Raw genomic sequence first — 20,690 nt, forward strand, 5'->3', positions numbered from 1 at the left:
CCCGCCATCGCAACACGGTCAGTCGTTTAATGCGGACCGAAAGTCCCGCAGCGGCTGGCCGTTGTACACCTGACGGGGACGATACAGAGTCAGTCCCCGCTCGTGCATCTCTTTCCAATGGGCAATCCAACCGCTGGTGCGCCCCACGGCGGCAATGACCGGGAACATCGCGGGCGGCAGGCCCATCGCCTTAAGAATCACCGCCGTGTAGAAGTCGGCGCTGGGGTACAGCCGATGCTCAAGGAAATAAGCGTCGGTCAGCGCCACATGCTCCAGCTCCATCGCCACCTGTAGCAGGTCGTCGGCCATGCCCAGTTCGTTGAGCACCTCGTAACAGGTTTTACGCAGGATCGCCGCGCGGGGGTCAACGTGGTGGTACACCGAATTGCCGAATCCCATCAGATGCATCGCACTGCCGCCCTCTTTCGCCCGACGCACGAACTCCGGAACGCGATCCACCGTTTTGATTTCGCCCAGCATGCGCATACAGGCTTCGTTCGCGCCGCCGNGTCGCGGTCCCCACATCGACGCCAGGCCCGCCGCAATACAGGCGAACGGGTTGGCGCCGGATGACCCGGCGGCCCGAACCGCCATCGTCGACGGACACTGCCCATGGTCGGCGTGCAGGATCAAGATTCGGTTCATCGCCCGCTCCAGCACCGGATTCACCTCATACTTTTCCGCCGGAATAGAGAACAGCATGTGCATGAAATTCGCGGTGTAAGAGAGCGTATTGCGCGGGTAAACCGCCGGTTGCTCAATGGAGAATTTGTAGCTCATGGCGGCCAGCGTCGGCATCTTCGACAGCAGCCGCACCGCCGCCAGCTCTCTGTCCTCCGGCTGCTCCACATTCAGCACATCGTGATAAAACGCGGCCAGCGCCCCAACGACGGCGCACATCAGCGCCATAGGATGAGAATCCCGACGAAAACCGCTGCACATCCGGCTGATCTGCTCGTGGATCAACGTATGGCGGGTAATCGTCTCTGAAAATGTGTCGTACTCCTTCCGTGTGGGCGCTTCGCCGTGCAGCAGGATGAAGCAGACCTCAAGGAAATCGCACTGTTCCGCCAGCTGTTCGACGGGAAAGCCGCGATGCAGCAGCACGCTGTCGACAGGGTCGATATAGGTAATGGCGGACTCGCAGCCCGCCGTGTTGGCGAAGCCGGGATCGAAACTGCACAGATTGCGCTCGCCTAAGGGACGGACATCCACCGCCTCTCCCCCCATCACGCCGCGGCGAATCTCCAGCTCAATGTGTTCCTGCCCGCCCACCGTCAGCGTGGATGTTTTTACTGTCATGCCTCAATCTCCCGACCGAATGAACGCACTTACCCCGTCGTACTGGCGTAGGCGGTCTAAAATCACCATGGCATCGCTGCCCCGTGTTCATTTAATACGCTAATTCCGCGTTACGTCACAACAATCTGGCGTAATTTTGATGCAGATAAACTTTCGCCGCAGCCCGCTTGCGCACCGCGTCTGCGCCGGCTGGCATTTTTCGCCGTCAATCCGTATAACTATCGCAAGCTTTTACACCCCCTTAATTGAAGACGAGTGATATTAACCTCATGAATGCCTCATTAAGCCATATCATCGCCCAGGAGCTGAACGCCCGCACCGAGCAGGTCAGCGCCGCGGTTCAACTTCTGGACGAGGGAAACACCGTCCCTTTCATCGCCCGTTACCGTAAAGAAGTGACCGGCGGGCTGGATGATACGCAGCTGCGTCAGCTGGAAACCCGGCTGGGTTACCTGCGCGAGCTGGAAGATCGTCGCCGGACTATTCTGAAATCCATCGACGAGCAGGGAAAACTGACCGACGATTTGGCGCAGTCCATTCGCACCACGCTCAGCAAAACCGAGCTGGAAGATCTCTACCTGCCGTATAAACCCAAACGCCGCACGCGCGGCCAGATTGCTATCGAAGCGGGCCTGGAGCCGCTGGCGGACAGCCTGTGGAACGACCCGTCCCAGACGCCGGAAAACACCGCCGAAGCCTATGTTGACGCCGATAAAGGCGTCGCCGATGTCAAAGCGGCTCTGGACGGCGCGCGCTACATTCTGATGGAGCGGTTCTCCGAGGATGCGGCCCTGCTGGCGAAGGTGCGCGACTATCTGTGGAAAAACGCGCATCTGGTCTCCCGCGTGGCGGAGGGCAAAGAGGTGGAAGGGGCGAAGTTCCGCGACTACTTCGACCACCACGAGCCTATCGCGCAGGTGCCCTCCCATCGTGCGCTGGCGATGTTTCGCGGCCGCAACGAAGGCATTCTGCAACTGGCGCTGAACGCCGATCCGCAGTTCGACGAGCCGCCGCGTGAAAGCTACTGCGAGCAGATCATCGTCGACCACCTGGGCCTGCGCCTGAACAACGCCCCCGCCGACGGCTGGCGTCGCGCGGTCGTCAACTGGACCTGGCGCATCAAGGTGCTGATGCATCTGGAAACCGAGCTGATGAGCAGCGTACGTGAAAAGGCCGAGGACGAAGCCATCAACGTCTTCGCCCGCAACCTGCACGACCTGCTGATGGCCGCGCCTGCCGGGATGCGCGCCACGATGGGGCTGGACCCCGGCCTGCGCACCGGCGTTAAAGTCGCGGTCGTAGACGCCACCGGCAAGCTGGTGGCGACCGACACGATCTACCCGCACACGGGTCAGGCCGCCAAAGCGGCCGCCAGCGTTGCCGCGCTGTGCATGAAGCACCAGGNGGAACTGGTCGCCATCGGCAACGGCNCCGCCTCGCGCGAAACCGAACGCTTCTTCCTCGACACTCAGAAACAGTTCCCCGCAATCAACGCCCAGAAGGTGATCGTCAGCGAAGCGGGGGCCTCGGTGTACTCCGCGTCCGAGCTGGCCGCGCTGGAGTTCCCTAATCTGGATGTTTCGCTGCGCGGCGCGGTATCTATCGCCCGCCGACTGCAAGACCCGCTATCCGAGCTGGTGAAGATTGAGCCGAAATCCATCGGCGTCGGCCAGTACCAGCACGACGTCAGCCAGACGCTGCTGGCTAAAAAGCTGGATGCGGTGGTGGAAGACTGCGTGAACGCCGTCGGGGTGGATCTGAACACCGCGTCCGTGCCGCTATTGACCCGCGTCGCGGGCCTGACCCGCATGATGGCGCAGAATATCGTCAACTGGCGCGATGAGAACGGGCGCTTCCTTAACCGCGCGCAGCTATTGAAAGTCAGCCGTCTCGGCCCCAAAGCGTTCGAACAGTGCGCCGGCTTCCTGCGCATCAACCACGGCGACAACCCGCTGGATGCCTCGACGGTTCACCCGGAAGCCTACCCGGTGGTAGAACGCATTCTGGCCGTCACCGAGCAGAAGCTGCAGGACCTGATGGGCGACGCCAATGCGCTGCGTTCACTGAAAGTCAGCGAATTTACCGACGAACGGTTCGGGATCCCGACGGTGACCGACATCATCAAAGAGCTGGAAAAACCGGGACGCGACCCGCGCCCTGAGTTCAAAACCGCCAGCTTCGCCGAAGGCGTGGAAACGATGAACGACCTGCTGCCGGGCATGATTCTGGAAGGGGCCGTCACCAACGTCACCAACTTCGGCGCCTTCGTGGATATCGGCGTCCATCAGGACGGGCTGGTGCATATCTCCTCGCTGGCGAACCGCTATGTGGAAGATCCGCACACGGTGGTCAAGGCGGGCGATATCGTTAAGGTGAAGGTGCTGGAAGTGGATTTGCAGCGTAAACGTATCGCGCTGACGATGCGCCTGGATGAGCAACCGGGTGAAACCGGCGCTCGCCGAGGCAGTCAGGATACAGCCCAGCCGCGCAGACAGGCCGCCAACAAACCGCGTCCGCGTGCGGGCGGGACAGCGGCCGGCAACAGCGCGATGAGCGACGCGCTGGCGGCGGCGTTCAAAAAACGCTAACGCCTTACCTACAAGAGGGAGCGCGCGACAGGCGCTCCCTCTGCGTTCAGAGCACCGGCAGCACGTTGCGCTTACGACGCAAACGCGGGTTCAGCGCGGTGTGCAGCGCATCACTCAGTAGATTCAGCGCCATCACGGTCAGCATAATCATCACGCCGGGGATCGCCGTCATATACCATCCGGTCCTCAGCGCATCCCGTCCCGTCCCGATCATCGCCCCCCAGCTCACGACATTGGGATCGCCCAACCCGAGAAAGGACAGCCCCGCCTCAGAGAGAATGGCATTGGCGATCAGCAGCGCTGTGGAAACCACCACCGGCGTCCAGGCGTTCGGCAGGATTTCACGGAAGATCAGGTGCAGATCGCTCGCGCCGAGCGAAATGCTGGCGCTCACGAACTCCCGCTCGCGCAGCGCCAAAAACTCCGCACGCACCAGTCGGGCAACGCTGGTCCAGGAGGTGATGCCCAGCGCAAAAATGAGGGTGGGGAGGGAGGGTTGCAGCACCGCCACCAGAATAATGGCGAGCAGAAACGCCGGGATGGTCTGAAACAGCGTGGTCACGCTGGTCAGTACGCTATCGATGCGCCCCCGATAGAAGCCGGACAAGACGCCGACGGCAATACCGATCAGCAGCTCCATTGCGGTTGATGCGACGCCAACCAACAGCGACACGCGCGCGCCGTGAAACACGCCCGCCAGAATATCCCGCCCCATCAGATCGGTTCCCAATGGAAACTGCGCATCCTGNCCCGGCCACAGATAGGGCATGCCGACCATATTCAGCGGATCGTCGGGAAAGAGCCGGGATGCCAGACACGCCATCGCCGCTACGCCCAGCAGGATCGTCAGCCCTATCAGCGCGGAAGGTTGTAATAACCAGCGCATCATATTTCTCCTTTCTCTCTTCGGGCCACCGCGCGCCGCCGGCGCGGGTCCAACCCGGCATGCACGATATCCACCAGAAGATTGGACAACACGACCAGTACGCTGCTGAACAGCAATACGCCCAGCAGCACCGGGATATCCCGGCTACGGATGGCATCAAACGACAGCTGTCCCAGTCCCGGCCACGCGAAGACCGTTTCCNCCACGATGGAACCGCCCAACAGGGCGCTGCTTTGAAGGCCCAGCATCGTGATCACCGGGAGCACGGCATGACGCAGCGCATGACCGAAAATCACACGGCCTTCGCGTGCGCCCTTCGCCCGCGCGGTGCGGATAAAATCCTCCGAAAGCGTTTCAATCATGGAAGCCCGCGACAGCCGCGCATACACGGCCATGTAGTAAATCGCCAGCGTTAGCACCGGCAGCACCAGATGCGTCGCCACGTCCCACAGCTGTCGCCAGCCGTGGTAACCCGCACCGATAGCCTGCCAACCGCTGGCCGGCAGCCACCCCAATTTGACGGCAAACAGGACGATCAGCATCAGCGCTACCCAGAACATCGGCGCCGAATAGCCCAACGTGGAGAGAACCGAAATCGCCGAGTCCGCGATGCCGTGGGGACGACGCGCCGACGCCACCCCCAGCAGCACGCCGCCCACGGCCGACAGCAATAAAGCCGTGCCTACCAGCAACAGGGTGGCGGGTAATCGGTCCACAATCAGGCCCATGACCGGCTCGCCGAAACGGAACGAAAAACCCAAATCGCCCTGCAACAGCTGTCCGAGATAAGCCAATAGCTGAGCCAGTACCGAACGGTCCAATCCGTACAGTGCGCGCAGGTGCTGAATCAGCTCCGGCGAGGCGTTCCCGCTCTCGCTGGCGATGACATCCACCAGATCGCCGGGCAGCAGCTTGAGGAGAAAAAAGTTCAGCGTGGCGATGCAAACCACGATGCCCGCCAGCTGCAACAGCCGGAAAAAAAGATGTTTCGTCATAAGTGCGTCCGCCCGCCGTNCGGCGTTATTTTTTGTCGAGCCATACCTGAGCGAAATTGTTCTGGCTGTGATTGAAGGTGTCCGTCACGTTGCGCAAATTTCTGGCCCAAATGCCGAACCACTTGAATTCGAACAGGTTAATCTGTGGAAGATCGCGCTGCACCACGCGCTGTAACTCATCATAAAGCGCCCGACGCTTCACTGGATCCACCTCAATCTGCGCGGCTTCGATCAGCCTGTCCGCCTCGGGGCTGGCGTAACCGGAGGCATTTGTCCAGGGCGTGCCCTTGCTCTCCGCCTTCGNCCAGTAAAGCTGCTCCACGCCCAGCTGCGGGTCGGTCCAGTTGACGCCCCAGGAGCTGGCCAACTGATAGTCGTAATCCTTGAAGACGTTTTTGCTCCAGGTCGCCAGATCGAGCGCCCGCAAGGTCACATCGATGCCGATGGCCCGCAGGGCCTGACGGACGAACTCCCCGGTACGGCGGTAGTCGTCGCCGAAAGGGATGAAGTCGTGATTCAGCGTGAAGCGCCAGCCGTCCGCCTTCTTCGGGAAACCGGCTTCGTCCAGCAGCGCCTGCGCCTTTCTGGGATCGAACGGATACTGCGGCGTGTCGGCGGTATAGAACGTGCTCAGCTGTGAGGAAACGGGACCGGTCGCCGGTTTAGCGTAGCCGCCCCATNCCACTTTAACCAGCAGATCTTTATTCACCGCATGTGCGATCGCCTGACGGACTTTCAGGTTGCCCAGAATCGGGTCGCGCAGGTTGGGCAGCAGCCAGAACGAGGTCGCAANCCCGTTATAACCCGCCGTATCCAGCGTCAGATTCGGCTGTTTCGACAGGCGGTCGGCGTCCGCAAAGGTGACGGGATTACGTTCGCCGTACTGGATCGCGCCGGTTTCAAACGCGGTCGCGCGGCCCGAGACGTCAGGGATGATTTTGAATATCAGCTTGTCGAGGAAAGGTCTGTCGGGCTGCCAGTATTTATCGAAACGTTCGAGCGCGATATGACTGCCGCGCTGCCACTCCTTGAACACAAACGGCCCGGTGCCCACGGGCTTGTTGTTGTAGGGGTTGTTGGGGATGTCCGTGCCTTCATACAGGTGTTTCGGCAACACCGGCGTCGCCACGACGTCCAGCGCGTTGAGCACCACCGGCGTCGGCTTGGACAACGTCAGCACGACGGTATGCGCGTCGGGCGCTTCGGTTCGCGCCAGGTACTGGAAAACGCGGCGGGCATAGGGTGAATACTGCAACCAGACGTTGTCGGCGGAAAACTTCACGTCCGCCGAACTGAACGGCTGACCATCGTGCCAAAACACGTTTTTACGCAGGTAAAGCGTCACCGTCAGCCCGTCGTCCGAGACGGCCACTTTCTCCGCCAACTGCGGACGCGGCGTCAGGTCCGGCGCATAGTCGAACAGGCCGTCGAAGATTTTGCTGACGACGGTGCGGCCCGGCGTGGAGGTATTGATAAAGAAAGCCAGCGTCGGCGGTTCCGGATGCACCACCGCTTCCAGCGTTCCCCCGCGAACGGCGCCGGTCACGGTATTCGGCAAGCTACCGACCTCGGCCTGACCTGCGAGCGGCCACGCCCCCCCAAATACCCCGGAAGCCATGATCGCGCCGGAGATACCGAGAAATCGGCGGCGATTAATTTCATAGTCGACCATCGCCTCCAGGGCGCGGTCGGTGGAACGCGGCGCGTCCGAACTCTGTTTTGGCATCGTCTGTTTCCCCTCGATGAATAAGTCAGACTTTCCTAAAGCCGCCTGGGCCAAGGTAAGGCTGTTCTCTGTATTGTTGTTATCAAGCGCGGACGGCGGACTGTCGCCGGCTCAGGCTTGTATTACTGTCGCTTCAGCCCGACTGGCCTGCCGCCCCGGCACCGCGTCCAACAGCGCGCGGGTGTACGGATGACGCGGATGCCGCCAGAGGCTTTGCGGGTCGCCCTCTTCCACGATCCGACCGCCATTCATGACCATAATGCGGTCGGCGATGTAACGGACGACGGAAAGGTCGTGAGAGATAAATAAATAGGTCAGTCCTAGCTCGGCTTTCAGATCCACCAGCAGATTAATAATCTGCGCCTGCACGGACACATCCAGTGCCGAAACCGGCTCATCGCAAATCAGCAGTCGCGGGCGCAGCACCAATGCTCGTGCAATGCCGATGCGCTGGCGCTGACCGCCTGAAAATTCGTGCGGGTAGCGATCGCGCGCCGAGCGCGCCAGCCCGACATCATCGAGGATGCGCACGATTCGCCGCTCGCGCTCTTGTTTGTCCTTAACGCCGTGGATCGCCAGCGCATAACCGAGAATGTCATCGATACGCTGACGCGGATTGAGGGAGCTGAAGGGATCCTGAAAAATCATCTGCATCTGCTGGCGCCAGGGCAACAGCTGTCGACGCGATAACGACAGCAAATTCTGACCGTCAAATGCGATCCGGCCCTGCTGAACCGGCTGTAACTGCATGATCGCGCGCGACAGCGTGGACTTTCCGCAGCCGGACTCGCCCACCAACCCCAGCGTTTCGCCGGGTCGAAGGGTGAGCGAAACCTCGTTCACCGCCGCGACGCGCCCCCGCTCCGTGTCATAGGCGACCGTCAAGTCCGTGACCGATAGCAGCGGCGCCTGCGCGGGTGTCGCCGTGGTAAAACGCTCGGGATCGACCGGCGGCTGCGAGAGCGAGAATCCGTTGGTCGCGCTGTAATGAATTTCCGCCAGCCGGGTTTCGCGGTAATGCAGGCCGGGGTGGGTATGCAGAGACGCCTGCAACAGCCCTTGGGTATATGTGTGCTGCGGATGATGGAGTACGTCGCCGACCGGGCCTGCTTCCAGCTTGCGGCCGTGATGCATCACCGCGACCCGGTCAGCCCACTGGGCGACCACGCCCAAATCGTGCGTAATCAGCAGCACCGCCATGTTCAGCTCACGCCGCAGTTCGTCGATCAGAGAGAGGATCTGCGCCTGAATCGTGGCATCCAGCGCCGTGGTCGGTTCATCGGCAATCAGCAGACGCGGTTCGCAGGCGATCGCCATGGCGATCATGACGCGCTGACGCTGGCCGCCGGAAAGGTGGTGCGGGTAATCGTGGAAACGGCGCTGAGGTTCCGGGATTTTCACCCGCGCCAGCAGCTCGATCGCGCGCTGGCGGGCCTGTTCCCGGCTGAGCGGTTGGTGCAGCGTCAGGGCTTCCGCCACCTGTTGTCCAATCGAGAGCACCGGGTTCAGGGACGTCATCGGCTCCTGGAAAATCATGGAGACCACGTTGCCGCGCCGCGCGGCGAGCTGACGTTCGCTGAGTGATAACAGCTCGTCATCGTCCAGCCGAATCGACCCGCGAACCTGCGCCTGCTTAGGCAACAGCCGCAGCACGCTTAGCGCCGTGGTGGACTTACCGCAACCGGACTCGCCCACCAGCGCCAGCGTTTCGCCCGCCGCTATTTGCAGGTCGAGATTATCCACCGCCACATGACCGGGAAAACGAATGTTCAGTCCCCGTATATCCAATAACGCCGTCATCCAAATACCTTCAATCAACCCACCCGGTGGAAAGCCGTCGCCCGTCAGGAGACCGGCGCCTAGCTAGCGACGTTTGGCGCAGCTGCACCAAACATGACCCGCTAATGTAAGCGCCGCCCGAATGATTCCCTATGACGTTTTTTTTATTACTTATAGCCACTCATTATTTAGTGATTGAATGATTATCCGGGCCGGAGAGGATGCGCTAAGCACTGCGTTAACCATTCGACGAGGGACAGAACGCGCCGCTGATACGAGAGACGACGAGATCCCGCGTCAATAGCCGCAGCGGGTGGAACGGCGCCAAGGAAACACGCCGGCAATCAGCAAGACGATCGAAGATGCGGCGACCGCCCATCGGGGGATGATGGCAGGTACAGCGCATGACCGGAAACGGTCGGAAATCAGGCCCTCCGCAATATAAAAAAACTCGCACGACATCATGCGTAGTGCGAGCTTAGTGAGCAGGGATTGAAAAGCGGCCTACGCCTCGCGCAACGCCTCCGCCGGAGAGCGTCGCCAGGACAACATCGCGGGAACGGTGAGGACCACCGCTGCGATCACCAACAGCAGCAGCGAGAACTGAATATCCTCCTCGCCGAGCGTGACCGGTAGCACGAAACCGCTTTTCTCGCTCATCACGACGGCAATCGCCTTCGCCGCCAGATAGCCCAGCCCGNCGCCCGCCAGAATGCCCGCGCTCACCAGCAGCATCAGTCCGGACCAGACCAGCAGAAAAATGCCGGCACGCGGCGCGCCAAAGGCCCGTAGCGCGCCGATCTGCCTGCGACGCTGATGCAGATGCAGCACCGCGACCATCGCGACGGCAATGCCCACCAGCCCCTGCGTGCCCATCGCCACGTAGTCCAGCAACAGACGGATATCCCCCAAAATGCCGTAGAGCTTGACCAAAACCTCGCCGGGGAACACCGCCAGCGTGGCGTCCGTGCGGTACTGGGCGCGCAGCTGATAAGCCCCGGCAATGCTTTTCGGTTTCACCACGATAGCCGGCATGCCTGCGTGCGTTGCGGCGGGGTGAAGCTCCGCCTTTTCGCCGNCGTGATGATGTGTTTCTTCGTCGTCATGCTCATGTCCCGGCACCGCGATGCCATGCACGCGCCACACCGCCGTGACCGGCACCAGTATGGCGCGATCCCAGGCGCTGCCCTCTTCCGGCAGCACGCCGACGACGGTGTAGCGGACATTTTCGTGCGAGTGCGTCCCGCTTTCGCCGACGCGTCCGTGGATAGGACTGAACGTATCGCCGGGTTGCAAACCGGTATGCGCGCCGACGACGGCGTCGAAATCCTGTTCAAAGACTCGCCCGGCCTGCAACGCCCGCTTGCCGTTATCCGTCACCATCGCCGTCGTCGTCCCCACGACCGGCATGCCCTGATAGAAATCGCCGAACGCCACCGGCGCGGCCCACTCGACCAGCGGATGATGCGCCAACGTGTCCAGCACCGATACCGGGATCAGCGTCAGCGCCGACGGTTGCAGAAAGACCGATGACAGCACCAGCTGCGTTTCGCTGCCCGGCGCGCCAATCACCAGATCGAAACGGTCCGCCGCACGCGCACTCCCTTGCTGTAACGCCCGCTCTTGCAGATTTACCGCAATGCTCAGCGCCGTCGCCAGCGCGATCAGCAACATGACGACCAACATGCCGGGCCACAGCCTGCGCATATCGGCGCCTAATAACGTCCAAGGGATCATGTCGTCTGCTCCTGATTTTTTTCATCCAACACGATTCGTCCTTGTTCCAACCGGATGCAGCGCGCCATTCCGTCGGATAGTTGACGATCGTGCGTGACCGTAATCAGCGTCGTGTGCGTATCCCGCGCCAGCGCGATTAACAGCTCGGCGATCTGTTGGCCGTTATGGCGATCCAGACTGGCGGTCGGCTCATCAGCAACGATCATATCCGGCTCGCCCAGCAGCGCTCGCGCTACCGCGACCCGCTGTTTTTCACCGCGGGACAGCCGTTCCACCGTCCTTTTTCCCGTCTCCAGCCCCACCCGTTCCAGCAGTTCCGCCGCCCGCGTTTTCAGCGCGCGGGGCAGCCGCCAATGGTGAAAGCGCGCGGGCAGCAACACATTTTCCAGCGCCGACAGGCCGGGAAATAAATGAAAGTCCTGCATGATCAGACCGACGTGGCGAGCGCGCCAACGATCGCGACCGGCTTCACTCAGGGTTGACAGCTCTTGTTGATCCCATCGCACCGATCCGCTGGCCCGTCCGTCCAGCCCCGTCATCACATTGATCAGGGTGGTTTTGCCCGATCCGGACGGCCCGACGATCGCCACCCGCTCTCCCTCCGCAATATGGAGATGCGGAATGTCTAATACCGGCTCCGGCAGATCGGGAAATGTCNCCTGCAATTGTGTCATCTGTATCATCGCAACCGGCTCCTATGGCGTTTTGAAGTGCGCGTCGCGCAGGCGTAGCAGGCTGACGAACCCGCTTTCCGGATCGGTCCACGATCCATATTCCAGCACGCCGTCCNCCTCAATAATGGTGTTGTTCTGCACGAAGGTCTGCCGCTTGCCGAGATAGACCACCACGATGTCTTCCGGCCAGTCCGCATCCGACGAACAAAACGGGCACAGCGCCATCGGCATTTTGGTCAGGACGAAGAATTGCGCCTCCGCCTTCAACGGCGGCGCCATGAATCCCCGCATTTTCACGCGTTGCCCCGACAGCGTTTTTACGTCGTTGGAAAATTCGGCGCCCAGCACCCCGAACGAGGCGTACAGCGTGTCGAACGAGAGTTCAGGGACCGAGGCCGCCCGCACGGGCTGCATCACGCTCAGAGAGAAAATAAGCAGGCACAACGGGGCCATCAGCCCCGCTGCAACACGTATTAACCGCGGCATAACACGTCACTGCTTCACGGTGTTGCGGGCATCGATAGCGAGCGCATCGACGATCACCCGGAACAGCTGCGTGTTGTCCATATAGCCGCGGATGGCTTCTCCGCCGGGGCCGCTGGCCTGAATCACCATGTCGTCCACGGCGTGCACGCCGGTATCCACCGAACGCGGCAGAATGCCTTCGCGCAGCACGGCGCCGGGGACGGAGGCATAAGCCTTGTTGGCGACGTACTGATCTTTTTCATTTTTCACCGACGGGACGAATGTGCCATCCAGCTTTGGTCGGAAGGTTTCGTAATAGTCCGGGTAGTTGTTGAAGAAGACCGCCAGACGTTTGGAAACGTTGACGTCATCCGGGTAGCCGTCTTTATTGGCATCCCGATAGTTCGGGTAACCCGCGTCTTCATACACGCCGACCTTTTCGCGCATCTCCGCACCCGGCTTGTTATCGTCCACCGTACCGATGATGGAGATGCCGTGGGTGTGGTCGCCGGTCACGATGATCAGCGTGTCCGGATGCGTTTCCACGAACTTCTTCGCCACCGCCACAGACTGGTCAAGCATGATGGTGTTGTAGAACGCGCGTTCCCAGTCCAGCGGGTGAGAAGCCTTGTCGATCAACGCCGATTCCACCATCAGGAAGAAGCCGTCTTTATTTTTGGACAGCACATCCAGCGCTGCCTGCGTCATTTCCGTCAGATCCGGTTGGTTGGGAAATTTCTTGGCAACGTCGTTTTTCAGGAAGCGGCGGTCAAGCACGCCGTCCATGTTGCCGGTGTGAAACAGGCCCAGCAGTTTGGTGGCGGTCGCCGCGTTCTGTTTCAGCGTCTGCGCGTCCGTCGCCAGCGTATAGCCGGCCTGCTGGAATTTCTCGACGTAGTTGATATCGTCTTTGCGCTTCGAGCCAGGAATGCTTTTCGGCAGGAAATAGGCGGAGCCGCCGCCCAGCATCACGGTTGGCTGCACGTCGTAAAACATGGACGCGATTTCGGCCTTGTCGGCGCGGCGACGCGTGTGCGATACCACGGCGGCGGGCGTCGCATCCTCCAGCTCGGCNTCGCTGACGATGCCGAGCGCCATATTGGTCGAACGGGTCACCAGCTCTCCCAACGTTTCCTGTTTAGGATGTTCGAGCGAGTTTTTACTGCGGCTGACGTATACGCCAATCGCATTGACGCCGGACTTATGGCCGGTCATGTAAGCGCTCATGGTGTTGGCGCTGTCCGCCGCGATAGAGTCGGTACTGGACGTGCCGGCGAACGCCATATATTGCAGGTCGTCGATCNCCAGTTTTCCGGCCGCTTTTCCTTCCGTGATCCCTTTGGACAGAATGCGCGCGCCGGTGCGGTGAGCCACCGACAAGCCGTCGCCAATAAACAGGATCACGTTTTTCGCCTTACGGGTCTCCGGAGCCGGATAAACTTCCCAGCTGACCCTGGCGGTCTTGCCTTTGGCCTGCGCCTCAACGTCATAACGGCCCGCCTGCGTCAGACCGACGTCGCGGACCCACACGGTGGATACGGGGGCGCCGTCTTCGCGTTCGACGAACGTGGCCTCTTTGCCCAGCACCTGCTGATAGTCGCGGCCGTTGATCTGAATGCGGATATCTTCCGGCTTCAGCACCTCATCGAACTCAACTTTGAAGTCGAATCGCCCACCCGCCGGCATAGTCGCGCGGTCAATGGGGTAAATAGCCTGTGCGTGGGAGAAACCGGGCAGAGATGACGCCATTAATAAGGGGAGAAGCCAACGGAGTTTCATTCTATTGATGTCCTTCGCAGTTAATCATGGTCCGGACATAAGCTAGTGATGATTTCTTACATTTTGATGAACCCCGTCACCGCTGGCATTACCTGGACAAAACCGGCACAGGGCGCTGCGCATTCGCGCAATAAGAGCGACGGGAGAGGCCGTTACCGCGCCCTCGTGAACGCCAGCAGCGCCTCGATCACCTCATCAGGATGCGAGATAAACGGCGCGTGCGATGCTTTGGGAATGATCACCGAGGTCGACTGCGGCCAGCGTTCATCGAGCAGCGGCACGATAGCGCGAGGCACCAGGCCATCCAACGCGCCGTAAATCCGCAGGAACGGTACGGTGAGCGACGCCAACGGCTCCCGCAAATCCACCTGCGACAAGATCTCCAGTCCGCCGTTCAGCACGTCCACCGTCGGCATCGGCTGGTCCAGCACCACGGATTTCAGCAGTCTGGCATCCTGTTTTGCGCTGGCGGTTCCCAGCGTTTGCAGCGCCAGAAAACGCTCCACCGTACGCTGAAAATCTTCCTGCAACTGCTGCTGAAAACCTGCCAGTACGGTGGGTTTGATGCCCGGCCATGTCTCTTGCGCCTGAAAGCAGGGAGAAGAGGATAACGACACCAGCGCGGTAACGCGCTCCGGGTGGGTCAGCGCGATCTGACTGGCCACGAGTCCGCCCAGCGACCAGCCCAGCCAGATGGCTTTCTCAGGCGCGCGGGTCAGTACTTCGGAGGCCATTTCCCCCAGCGGCATCGGCCCAAATCCCTGACTTTGTCCAAAGCCCGGCAGGTCGGCCCGGTGCAGGCTAAAATGCGGCGCCAGTCGCGGAACGATGCTGTTCCATACCTGCGCATTCAGCCCCCATCCGTGCAGCAGCACAATGTCTTGTTCGCCTTCACCTTCCGTCTGCCAATGCAACGTAGCCATGCGTTATTGTCCTTCTTCTTCAACGTAAAATATTGATGTCGCGTCGTCGTCAATCATGAGGGCAAACAAGGATGTTCACCTTTTGGGCGCAGTGCCGGCTTTGCCGGCAGCCGCTGTATGATAGTCATCATGGGATATGCAGTCACTGCCTGCGTCGTCTTCCACCTCCCCCCTGCTGCTGTCCGCGCTGCGGCCTGCCCGCCGCTTCGGCATCGCTCCCTTGCGGTCGCTGTCTGCAACATCCGCCGCCCTGGCATGCGCTGCTGTCTGTCTCCGATTATCGTCCGCCTTTGGATGGGTTGATCAAACAGCTGAAATTTTACGGTCAGGGAGACATCGCCCCCGCGCTAGCGCGCCTGCTGTGGCTATGCTGGCGCCAACGCTATCGGCAGTCGGCGCTGAACGCGCCGCATTCGCTGTTCCCGCCGCCAGACCTGCTGTTGACCGTGCCGCTGCACCGGGGACGACAGTGGCGGCGAGGCTATAACCAAACGGCGCTCCTGGCCGCGCCGCTGGCGCGCTGGTTGAACTGCCGCTACGTGGCGGACGGTCTCACCCGCACCCGCCCCACTCCGCCGCAGAGGTCATTGACCGCTTCGGCCCGCCGCCGTAATTTGCGCGGGGCGTTTGGCTGTACGCTGCCGTTGGCGGGGAAACGGATCGTTGTGCTGGACGATGTGGTGACCACCGGCAGTACGATGGCGGAGATCGGTCGGGTGCTGCTGAGGCAGGGCGCGGCGCACATCCAGGTCTGGTGTCTGTGCCGCACCTTGTAGTGACCGGCGGGATGGGCGTATTATAACCCACTGGCGTAGTCAACTATTGAGTTAAAATTATGATCCATATTACCGACACTGCTCAGGAGCATTTTGTCAAACTGCTGGCAAAGCAAGAGGAAGGCACCCAGATCCGTGTTTTCGTCATCAATCCCGGCACCCCGAGTGCTGAGTGCGGTGTTTCTTACTGCCCGCCCGATGCCGTTGAGCCAAACGATACCGAGCTGAAGTTTGAGAAGCTGTCGGCCTACGTCGACGAACTCAGCGCCCCTTATCTGGAAGATGCCGAGATCGATTTCGTCNCCGATCAGCTGGGCTCACAGCTCACGCTGAAAGCGCCCAACGCCAAGATGCGCAAAGTGGACGACGATGCTCCGCTGGTCGAACGCGTGGAATATGTATTGCAGTCGCAGATCAACCCGCAGCTGGCCGGTCACGGCGGACAGGTGTCACTAATGGAAATCACCGACGACGGTTACGCTATTTTGCAGTTCGGCGGCGGTTGCAACGGCTGTTCGATGGTGGATTACACCCTGAAAGAAGGGATTGAGAAAGAGCTGCTGCAGAAGTTCCCGGAACTGGCTGGCGTTCGCGATCTCACCGAGCATCAGCCCGGCGAGCACTCCTACTACTAATATCCAGCGCTCCAAATTGCCGACCCGGACGGGTCGGCAACGGCTTGGGTCATTTCCCTGCGCGCGCGCCGCCATCCCTGCTCGGCAACGGTCCATTTCGTCGCAGGTCGATATCGCGTATCAGCCGTTCAAGATAGCTATCCCCGAAGATGGAATCCAAAGTCCGACTCAGCTTGCNCCGCCAGTTCGGGTACTGCTTTTCTCCGCCCGGCACGCAGACCGGCGTCGCCATATCCAGCCACTCCTCCAGCCGCAGTCCCAACAGGCCGCTGGCGCTTTCCGCCAGGTAGCGCTGTACGCCGCGATTAAGCTGGGCGCTCATCGTCGTCAGCGTCGCATTGCGCCCAACGCGCTGAGGCAGATGACCATACTGATGCAATGCGTCCAGCAATGCCTGTTTAGCCTGCTCACGCGCCTTTAGTCTGCGGCTCAACAGCACGTCGCCGGCGCACAGGCCCAGCTCGTGCGCTAATATCAGATCGATGCTCTGCCAGTAGCCCCGCAGCGTCGGTAAATCGTGCGTGGTCACCGTCGCCATCGAGCGGGGCGGATAGTCCTGCGGCGCGTAGAATTCCCCCTGCTGGTTGCGCTCGAAAAACAGCACCCGACAGGAGTAGATACGGCAATCGCGCAATTTGCTGACCATCCCTTCAGGCAAAACGCCCTGCTCATCGCCCATCACCATACAGCGATGGCGTTGGCTCTCCAGCGCCAGGATCGCCAGCAGGTCATCCACGGGATAATAGATAAAGCCGCCATCCTCCGACTCGCCCTCCTGCGGGACCCACCACTCACGCATTAGGGACGCCACATGGTGGAGACATATCGCGCTGGTATGCGCCATGTTACTGCGAATCATATCGATGAAAGGCTGATAGCCACAGCATTGCAACTGGACCGGATTGATCGGCGCCAGCGGCCCGCTCTGTCCATGCGGCATCCGTGTTTGCGGCACGTCGCCAATACTGGCGTCATGGCAAAACAAGGGATGATCCTGCCAGGAATCGGCGCTGCGACACGCCACGCCTTCCGCCACTTCGCGATATAGCCCAAGCGGCATCCCCAGCTGTTTGCTGTGATCGTAGCAGGCCGCCAGCTGTTCGTGAGCCAACCACTGCAGCCAGCAGTAAAACATGACGTCTTCAGCGTGAGACTCACGAAAGCTAACGACGCTGTCTCCCCGCGCATCCTGATAGCATTCGGGCCATTGGCTCCAGTCGCTGAATGAGTGGCCGTCACGTTCCAACCACGCGTTAAGCGCATCATAGGTCGCATGCTGCTGCAACCTATCGCCGCCGCGAGCGATGAATTGCTGAAAGGCGAGCTGACGCGGATCGAGCACGCCGCGCAGGTTGAAGTGCTGGAATGACAGGCGCAAAGCGTCAAGCTTCAGCGCGGCGACCGAACGATAGTCAACCCAGCGGCTGCCGCGAACGGTGGACAACCGGCGCTGAGTTTCGGCGCTTTGCCACCACCGCTGCGCCTCCTCGCTCTGGAGGAAATCATCTACGTGATTGACGTCGATATAGATGGTGTTGATCCAATAACGCGATGAGGGGCTATAAGGGTTTGCGTTATCTGCCCCGGAGGGAGACAACGCATGCAGAGGATTAAGCCCGACGAACGCGCCGCCGCGCCGCGCCACCTCTTCCAGCAGCGTTTTCAGATCGCCGAAATCGCCAACGCCCCAATTATGCTGAGAACACAGGGTATAGAGCTGTACGGAGACGCCCCACCAGCGTTTTCCCTGCGAAAGCGCGTCCGGTTCATAGCAACACATCGGCGCGATAATCGCCTGGCAGCGCCACCGCCGACCGGCTTGTTCCAGCGTCAGACGATGATACCCCTGGGGTAAAGGCCCGGGCAGCGTTAGGACTGTTCCTCCCACGATCTCGCCCTCTATCATGCCGCCTTGCTCATAATGGAACGTCCAGCGATAGTGGCTATCGCCCTGCACCCAGACCGTCACAGGTTCACCTTCACGCCACACTTTCACCGGCGGAATCGGCTGGTCATTGATCCCCTCTGCGCTCAGCAAGCTCAGCAGTTTCGCTTGTGTAGACCTGTCGATTCTTTGATGGCGACCAGTGTCGTCAACGTAGGTCTCGGCGATGGAGATTCGCCGGGGTATCGTTTTATTAGCCTCTAACGCCATGTTTATTGCTTCCTTAACAACGCATCTGCCCCTTGCGTTTTGATCATCATGAGTCCGATCGGCCTGAACATCCCCGTACAAGAGCGCGCATTTCACCTGGCGGCAGCACAGTCGCGCATCCCGGTACGGTACAGCGAGTTCACTCGGCTGTGTATGACTGTTTAACAGTGCGGGGTTGTCGATAGCTCTCCGGGAAAAAACCATTCAGCCAGCGGTTGCCGGGATCAGCTCTGCGCTTCATCCTCGTCAGGCGCGTAGCGATCATACTCCTTCCTTCTAGGGCTAAGAGCGATATCAATGGGCGATACCGTCGCGTCGCCAGGCTGCCGGATCGCCACAGTGCGAGCATAACCTAGAAAGCCACGACGGAGTCTGTCGCTCCAATGTCCGGATGGTCGCCGGTGAGAGTGACTGATGCAGACGTTTCCTGCATCACGTCACCGGCGGTAGATGGCAACCTAATCGAACGCCTGCATCCAAGCAGGGTATAGCGGAACTATAATCTAGCTAATGATCATCGTGCAATTTCCGCTGATAGGCATAGCAAGATCAACGCGTTATATCTTCGCCGACGGGGAACACTTATGTTCCGGCATCCGGCCGTTGCGGCGATAAAACAGAGGAATAACTGACACGTCTACCTCAGCACAATGACAGCTGCACCTTAGATTTTTCGATAATTTTCAGCACGCCAGCAGGCGGCAGTCGATCAGTGAACAAATAATCGATTAAATCCATGTTGCCGAGATTCACCATCGCGTTACGGCCAAATTTGGAATGGTCGGTGACCAGCATCACGCAGCGGGAATTATCGATGATTGCACGCTTGGTGCGAACCTCGTGGTAGTCGAACTCTAGCAGGGAGCCGTCCATATCGATGCCGCTGATCCCAAGAATGCCGTAGTCGAGGCGGAATTGAGAAATGAAGTCCAGGGTCGCCTCGCCAATGATGCCGCCATCGCGGCTACGCACCTCGCCGCCGGCCAGGATCAGGCGGAAATCGTCTTTGCTTTTCAACAGGGTCGCCACGTTGAGATTGTTGGTGACCACACGTAACCCCTTGTGGTTCATCAGCGCGTGCGCGACCGCTTCCGGCGTGGTGCCGATATCAATAAACAGCGTCGCGCCATCCGGGATTTGACTGGCGACCTGTCGGGCGATGCGGGCTTTTTCATCCGACCACATCGTTTTGCGGTCCTGATAGGCGGCATTGACGGAGCTGGAAGGGAGTGCGGCGCCACCGTGATGACGGTGGATCTGATTCCGCTCGGACAGATCGTTAAGATCGCGACGGATGGTTTGCGGGCTGACGGAAAAATGCGCTACCAGCTCTTCAGTGCTGACGTAGCCCTGTTGACGCACCAGTTCGATAATGGCCTCATGTCGCTGCGTTTGCTTCATGGTTACCCCTTCTCCGACGATATGCGACGCCCAGTATCCCACCACGCCATCAGCAGTCCCACCACCAACCCGGCAATGTGGGCGCCGTTGGCGATGGACATGCCGAAGATATCGAAATAGCCCGCGACCAGCCACAGAACGGAGAACACCATCAGTCCCCGCTGTAGATGCAACGGCCCGTCAGGCTGCCGCTCTCCCCGTAGCCAGACATAGCCCATCAGGGCATAGACGACGCCGGAAAGGCCGCCGAAATAGACGCCGCTGAACCACGACTGCACCCAGCCGCTGAGCGCCGCGGACAGTAGCAGGATGACGGACAGCTTGCGGGTACCGAGCGTTTTTTCTACCGGCCCGCCGAGATACCACCACCACATTAGGTTGAACAGGATATGCAGCAACGAGAAATGCAGCAGGATATGGCTAAACCAACGCCACAGTTGCATCGCCTGACCACTCTCCGGGTAGGACAGCAGCAGCATCATCCGTTCAACGCCGTAGAACTGCATCAGGAGATAAACGGCGACGGTGACGACCAGTACGGCCAACGTCAACGGCCCCGCCCGCTGACGAAGTTCGCCAACCAACGAAAAAGCAGGATAGCGCAATCCCGTGCGCGTGGTGCCGCTTTGCCAACTGGCCGCCTGGTATCGCGCATGCCATGGCTCTTCCATGAAACGATCCAGCTCCTTATCCACCCGCGCCAGCTCGCTATCATCCTGCAGCCACAGCTCATACTCACCGTCGTTGACGCGTATCGCCAGCCGAATGTGCTGTGTGCGCATGTAATCCACGAACGCCTGTGCCTGGCGCGGGTTGGGTAAGGCGATAATCCGGATCATGGTGGTTATGCTTCTCGCTGTATCGTTCAA

The 20,690-nt window shown here is 60.3% G+C and carries 15 protein-coding genes; 3 read left to right on the plus strand and 12 right to left on the minus strand.

The annotated features are described in order from the left end of the window. Positions 1-18 precede the first annotated feature (18 nt). On the minus strand, positions 19-1,302 hold the full coding sequence (locus tag RZ35_RS16215; protein ID WP_026744245.1) for a citrate synthase: 1,284 nt from the start codon (positions 1,300-1,302) through the stop codon (positions 19-21). 269 nt (positions 1,303-1,571) lie between these two features. On the opposite strand from RZ35_RS16215, the gene RZ35_RS16220 reads away from it, so the two are divergent. Further along, positions 1,572-3,890 (plus strand): Tex family protein, encoded by a 2,319-nt coding sequence (locus tag RZ35_RS16220; RefSeq protein WP_026744246.1) that lies wholly within the window; start codon positions 1,572-1,574, stop codon positions 3,888-3,890. Between the two features lie 46 nt (positions 3,891-3,936). Here RZ35_RS16220 and RZ35_RS16225 read toward each other — a convergent pair whose 3' ends face one another. The 8 genes from RZ35_RS16225 to bioH form a co-directional block, all read right to left on the minus strand. Continuing rightward, a complete protein-coding gene (locus tag RZ35_RS16225) occupies positions 3,937-4,779 on the minus strand; it encodes an ABC transporter permease (protein ID WP_036153693.1) in 843 nt (280 codons plus the stop codon). Then, on the minus strand, positions 4,776-5,771 hold the full coding sequence (locus tag RZ35_RS16230; RefSeq protein ID WP_026744248.1) for an ABC transporter permease: 996 nt from the start codon (positions 5,769-5,771) through the stop codon (positions 4,776-4,778). The genes RZ35_RS16225 and RZ35_RS16230 overlap by 4 nt, the downstream gene beginning before the upstream one ends. A gap of 25 nt (positions 5,772-5,796) precedes the next feature. Beyond that, positions 5,797-7,497 (minus strand): ABC transporter substrate-binding protein, encoded by a 1,701-nt coding sequence (locus tag RZ35_RS16235; RefSeq protein ID WP_026744249.1) that lies wholly within the window; start codon positions 7,495-7,497, stop codon positions 5,797-5,799. 111 nt (positions 7,498-7,608) lie between these two features. Then, positions 7,609-9,297 carry an ABC transporter ATP-binding protein gene (locus RZ35_RS16240; RefSeq protein WP_026744250.1) on the minus strand — a complete coding sequence of 563 codons (1,689 nt, stop codon included), beginning with the start codon at positions 9,295-9,297 and terminating at the stop codon, positions 7,609-7,611. 483 nt (positions 9,298-9,780) lie between these two features. Further along, positions 9,781-11,013 carry an ABC transporter permease gene (locus RZ35_RS16245; protein ID WP_026744251.1) on the minus strand — a complete coding sequence of 411 codons (1,233 nt, stop codon included), beginning with the start codon at positions 11,011-11,013 and terminating at the stop codon, positions 9,781-9,783. After that, positions 11,010-11,696: an ABC transporter ATP-binding protein gene (locus tag RZ35_RS16250; protein WP_036153697.1), complete on the minus strand. Its 687-nt coding sequence runs from the start codon at positions 11,694-11,696 to the stop codon at positions 11,010-11,012. Before RZ35_RS16250 ends, RZ35_RS16245 begins: the two co-directional genes overlap by 4 nt. Before the next feature lie 483 nt (positions 11,697-12,179). After that, positions 12,180-13,931 (minus strand): alkaline phosphatase, encoded by a 1,752-nt coding sequence (locus RZ35_RS16260; RefSeq protein WP_026744254.1) that lies wholly within the window; start codon positions 13,929-13,931, stop codon positions 12,180-12,182. 152 nt (positions 13,932-14,083) lie between these two features. Beyond that, positions 14,084-14,854, minus strand: a complete 771-nt coding sequence (bioH, locus tag RZ35_RS16265; RefSeq protein ID WP_026744255.1) for a pimeloyl-ACP methyl ester esterase BioH — start codon at positions 14,852-14,854, stop codon at positions 14,084-14,086. A gap of 71 nt (positions 14,855-14,925) precedes the next feature. Here bioH and gntX point away from each other — a divergent pair, with 71 nt between their 5' ends. Further along, the gene (gene gntX, locus RZ35_RS16270) at positions 14,926-15,630 is read left to right on the plus strand and encodes a DNA utilization protein GntX (protein ID WP_026744256.1); all 705 of its coding nucleotides are present in this window, start codon (positions 14,926-14,928) and stop codon (positions 15,628-15,630) included. A 59-nt stretch (positions 15,631-15,689) separates the two neighbouring features. Beyond that, positions 15,690-16,265: a Fe-S biogenesis protein NfuA gene (gene nfuA / locus RZ35_RS16275; protein ID WP_026744257.1), complete on the plus strand. Its 576-nt coding sequence runs from the start codon at positions 15,690-15,692 to the stop codon at positions 16,263-16,265. 49 nt (positions 16,266-16,314) lie between these two features. Here nfuA and malQ read toward each other — a convergent pair whose 3' ends face one another. From malQ to glpG, 3 genes are all read right to left on the minus strand, one after another. Continuing rightward, positions 16,315-18,624, minus strand: a complete 2,310-nt coding sequence (gene malQ / locus RZ35_RS16280; protein WP_455709718.1) for a 4-alpha-glucanotransferase — start codon at positions 18,622-18,624, stop codon at positions 16,315-16,317. A 438-nt stretch (positions 18,625-19,062) separates the two neighbouring features. After that, entirely contained in the window at positions 19,063-19,821 is a 759-nt protein-coding gene (locus tag RZ35_RS16285) for a DeoR/GlpR family transcriptional regulator (protein ID WP_026744259.1), read from the minus strand. 2 nt (positions 19,822-19,823) lie between these two features. Further along, positions 19,824-20,660 carry a rhomboid family intramembrane serine protease GlpG gene (glpG, locus tag RZ35_RS16290; RefSeq protein ID WP_026744260.1) on the minus strand — a complete coding sequence of 279 codons (837 nt, stop codon included), beginning with the start codon at positions 20,658-20,660 and terminating at the stop codon, positions 19,824-19,826. Positions 20,661-20,690 lie beyond the last annotated feature (30 nt).

The sequence above is a fragment of the Lonsdalea quercina subsp. quercina genome, from assembly GCF_000688655.1.
GTDB lineage: Bacteria > Pseudomonadota > Gammaproteobacteria > Enterobacterales > Enterobacteriaceae > Lonsdalea > Lonsdalea quercina.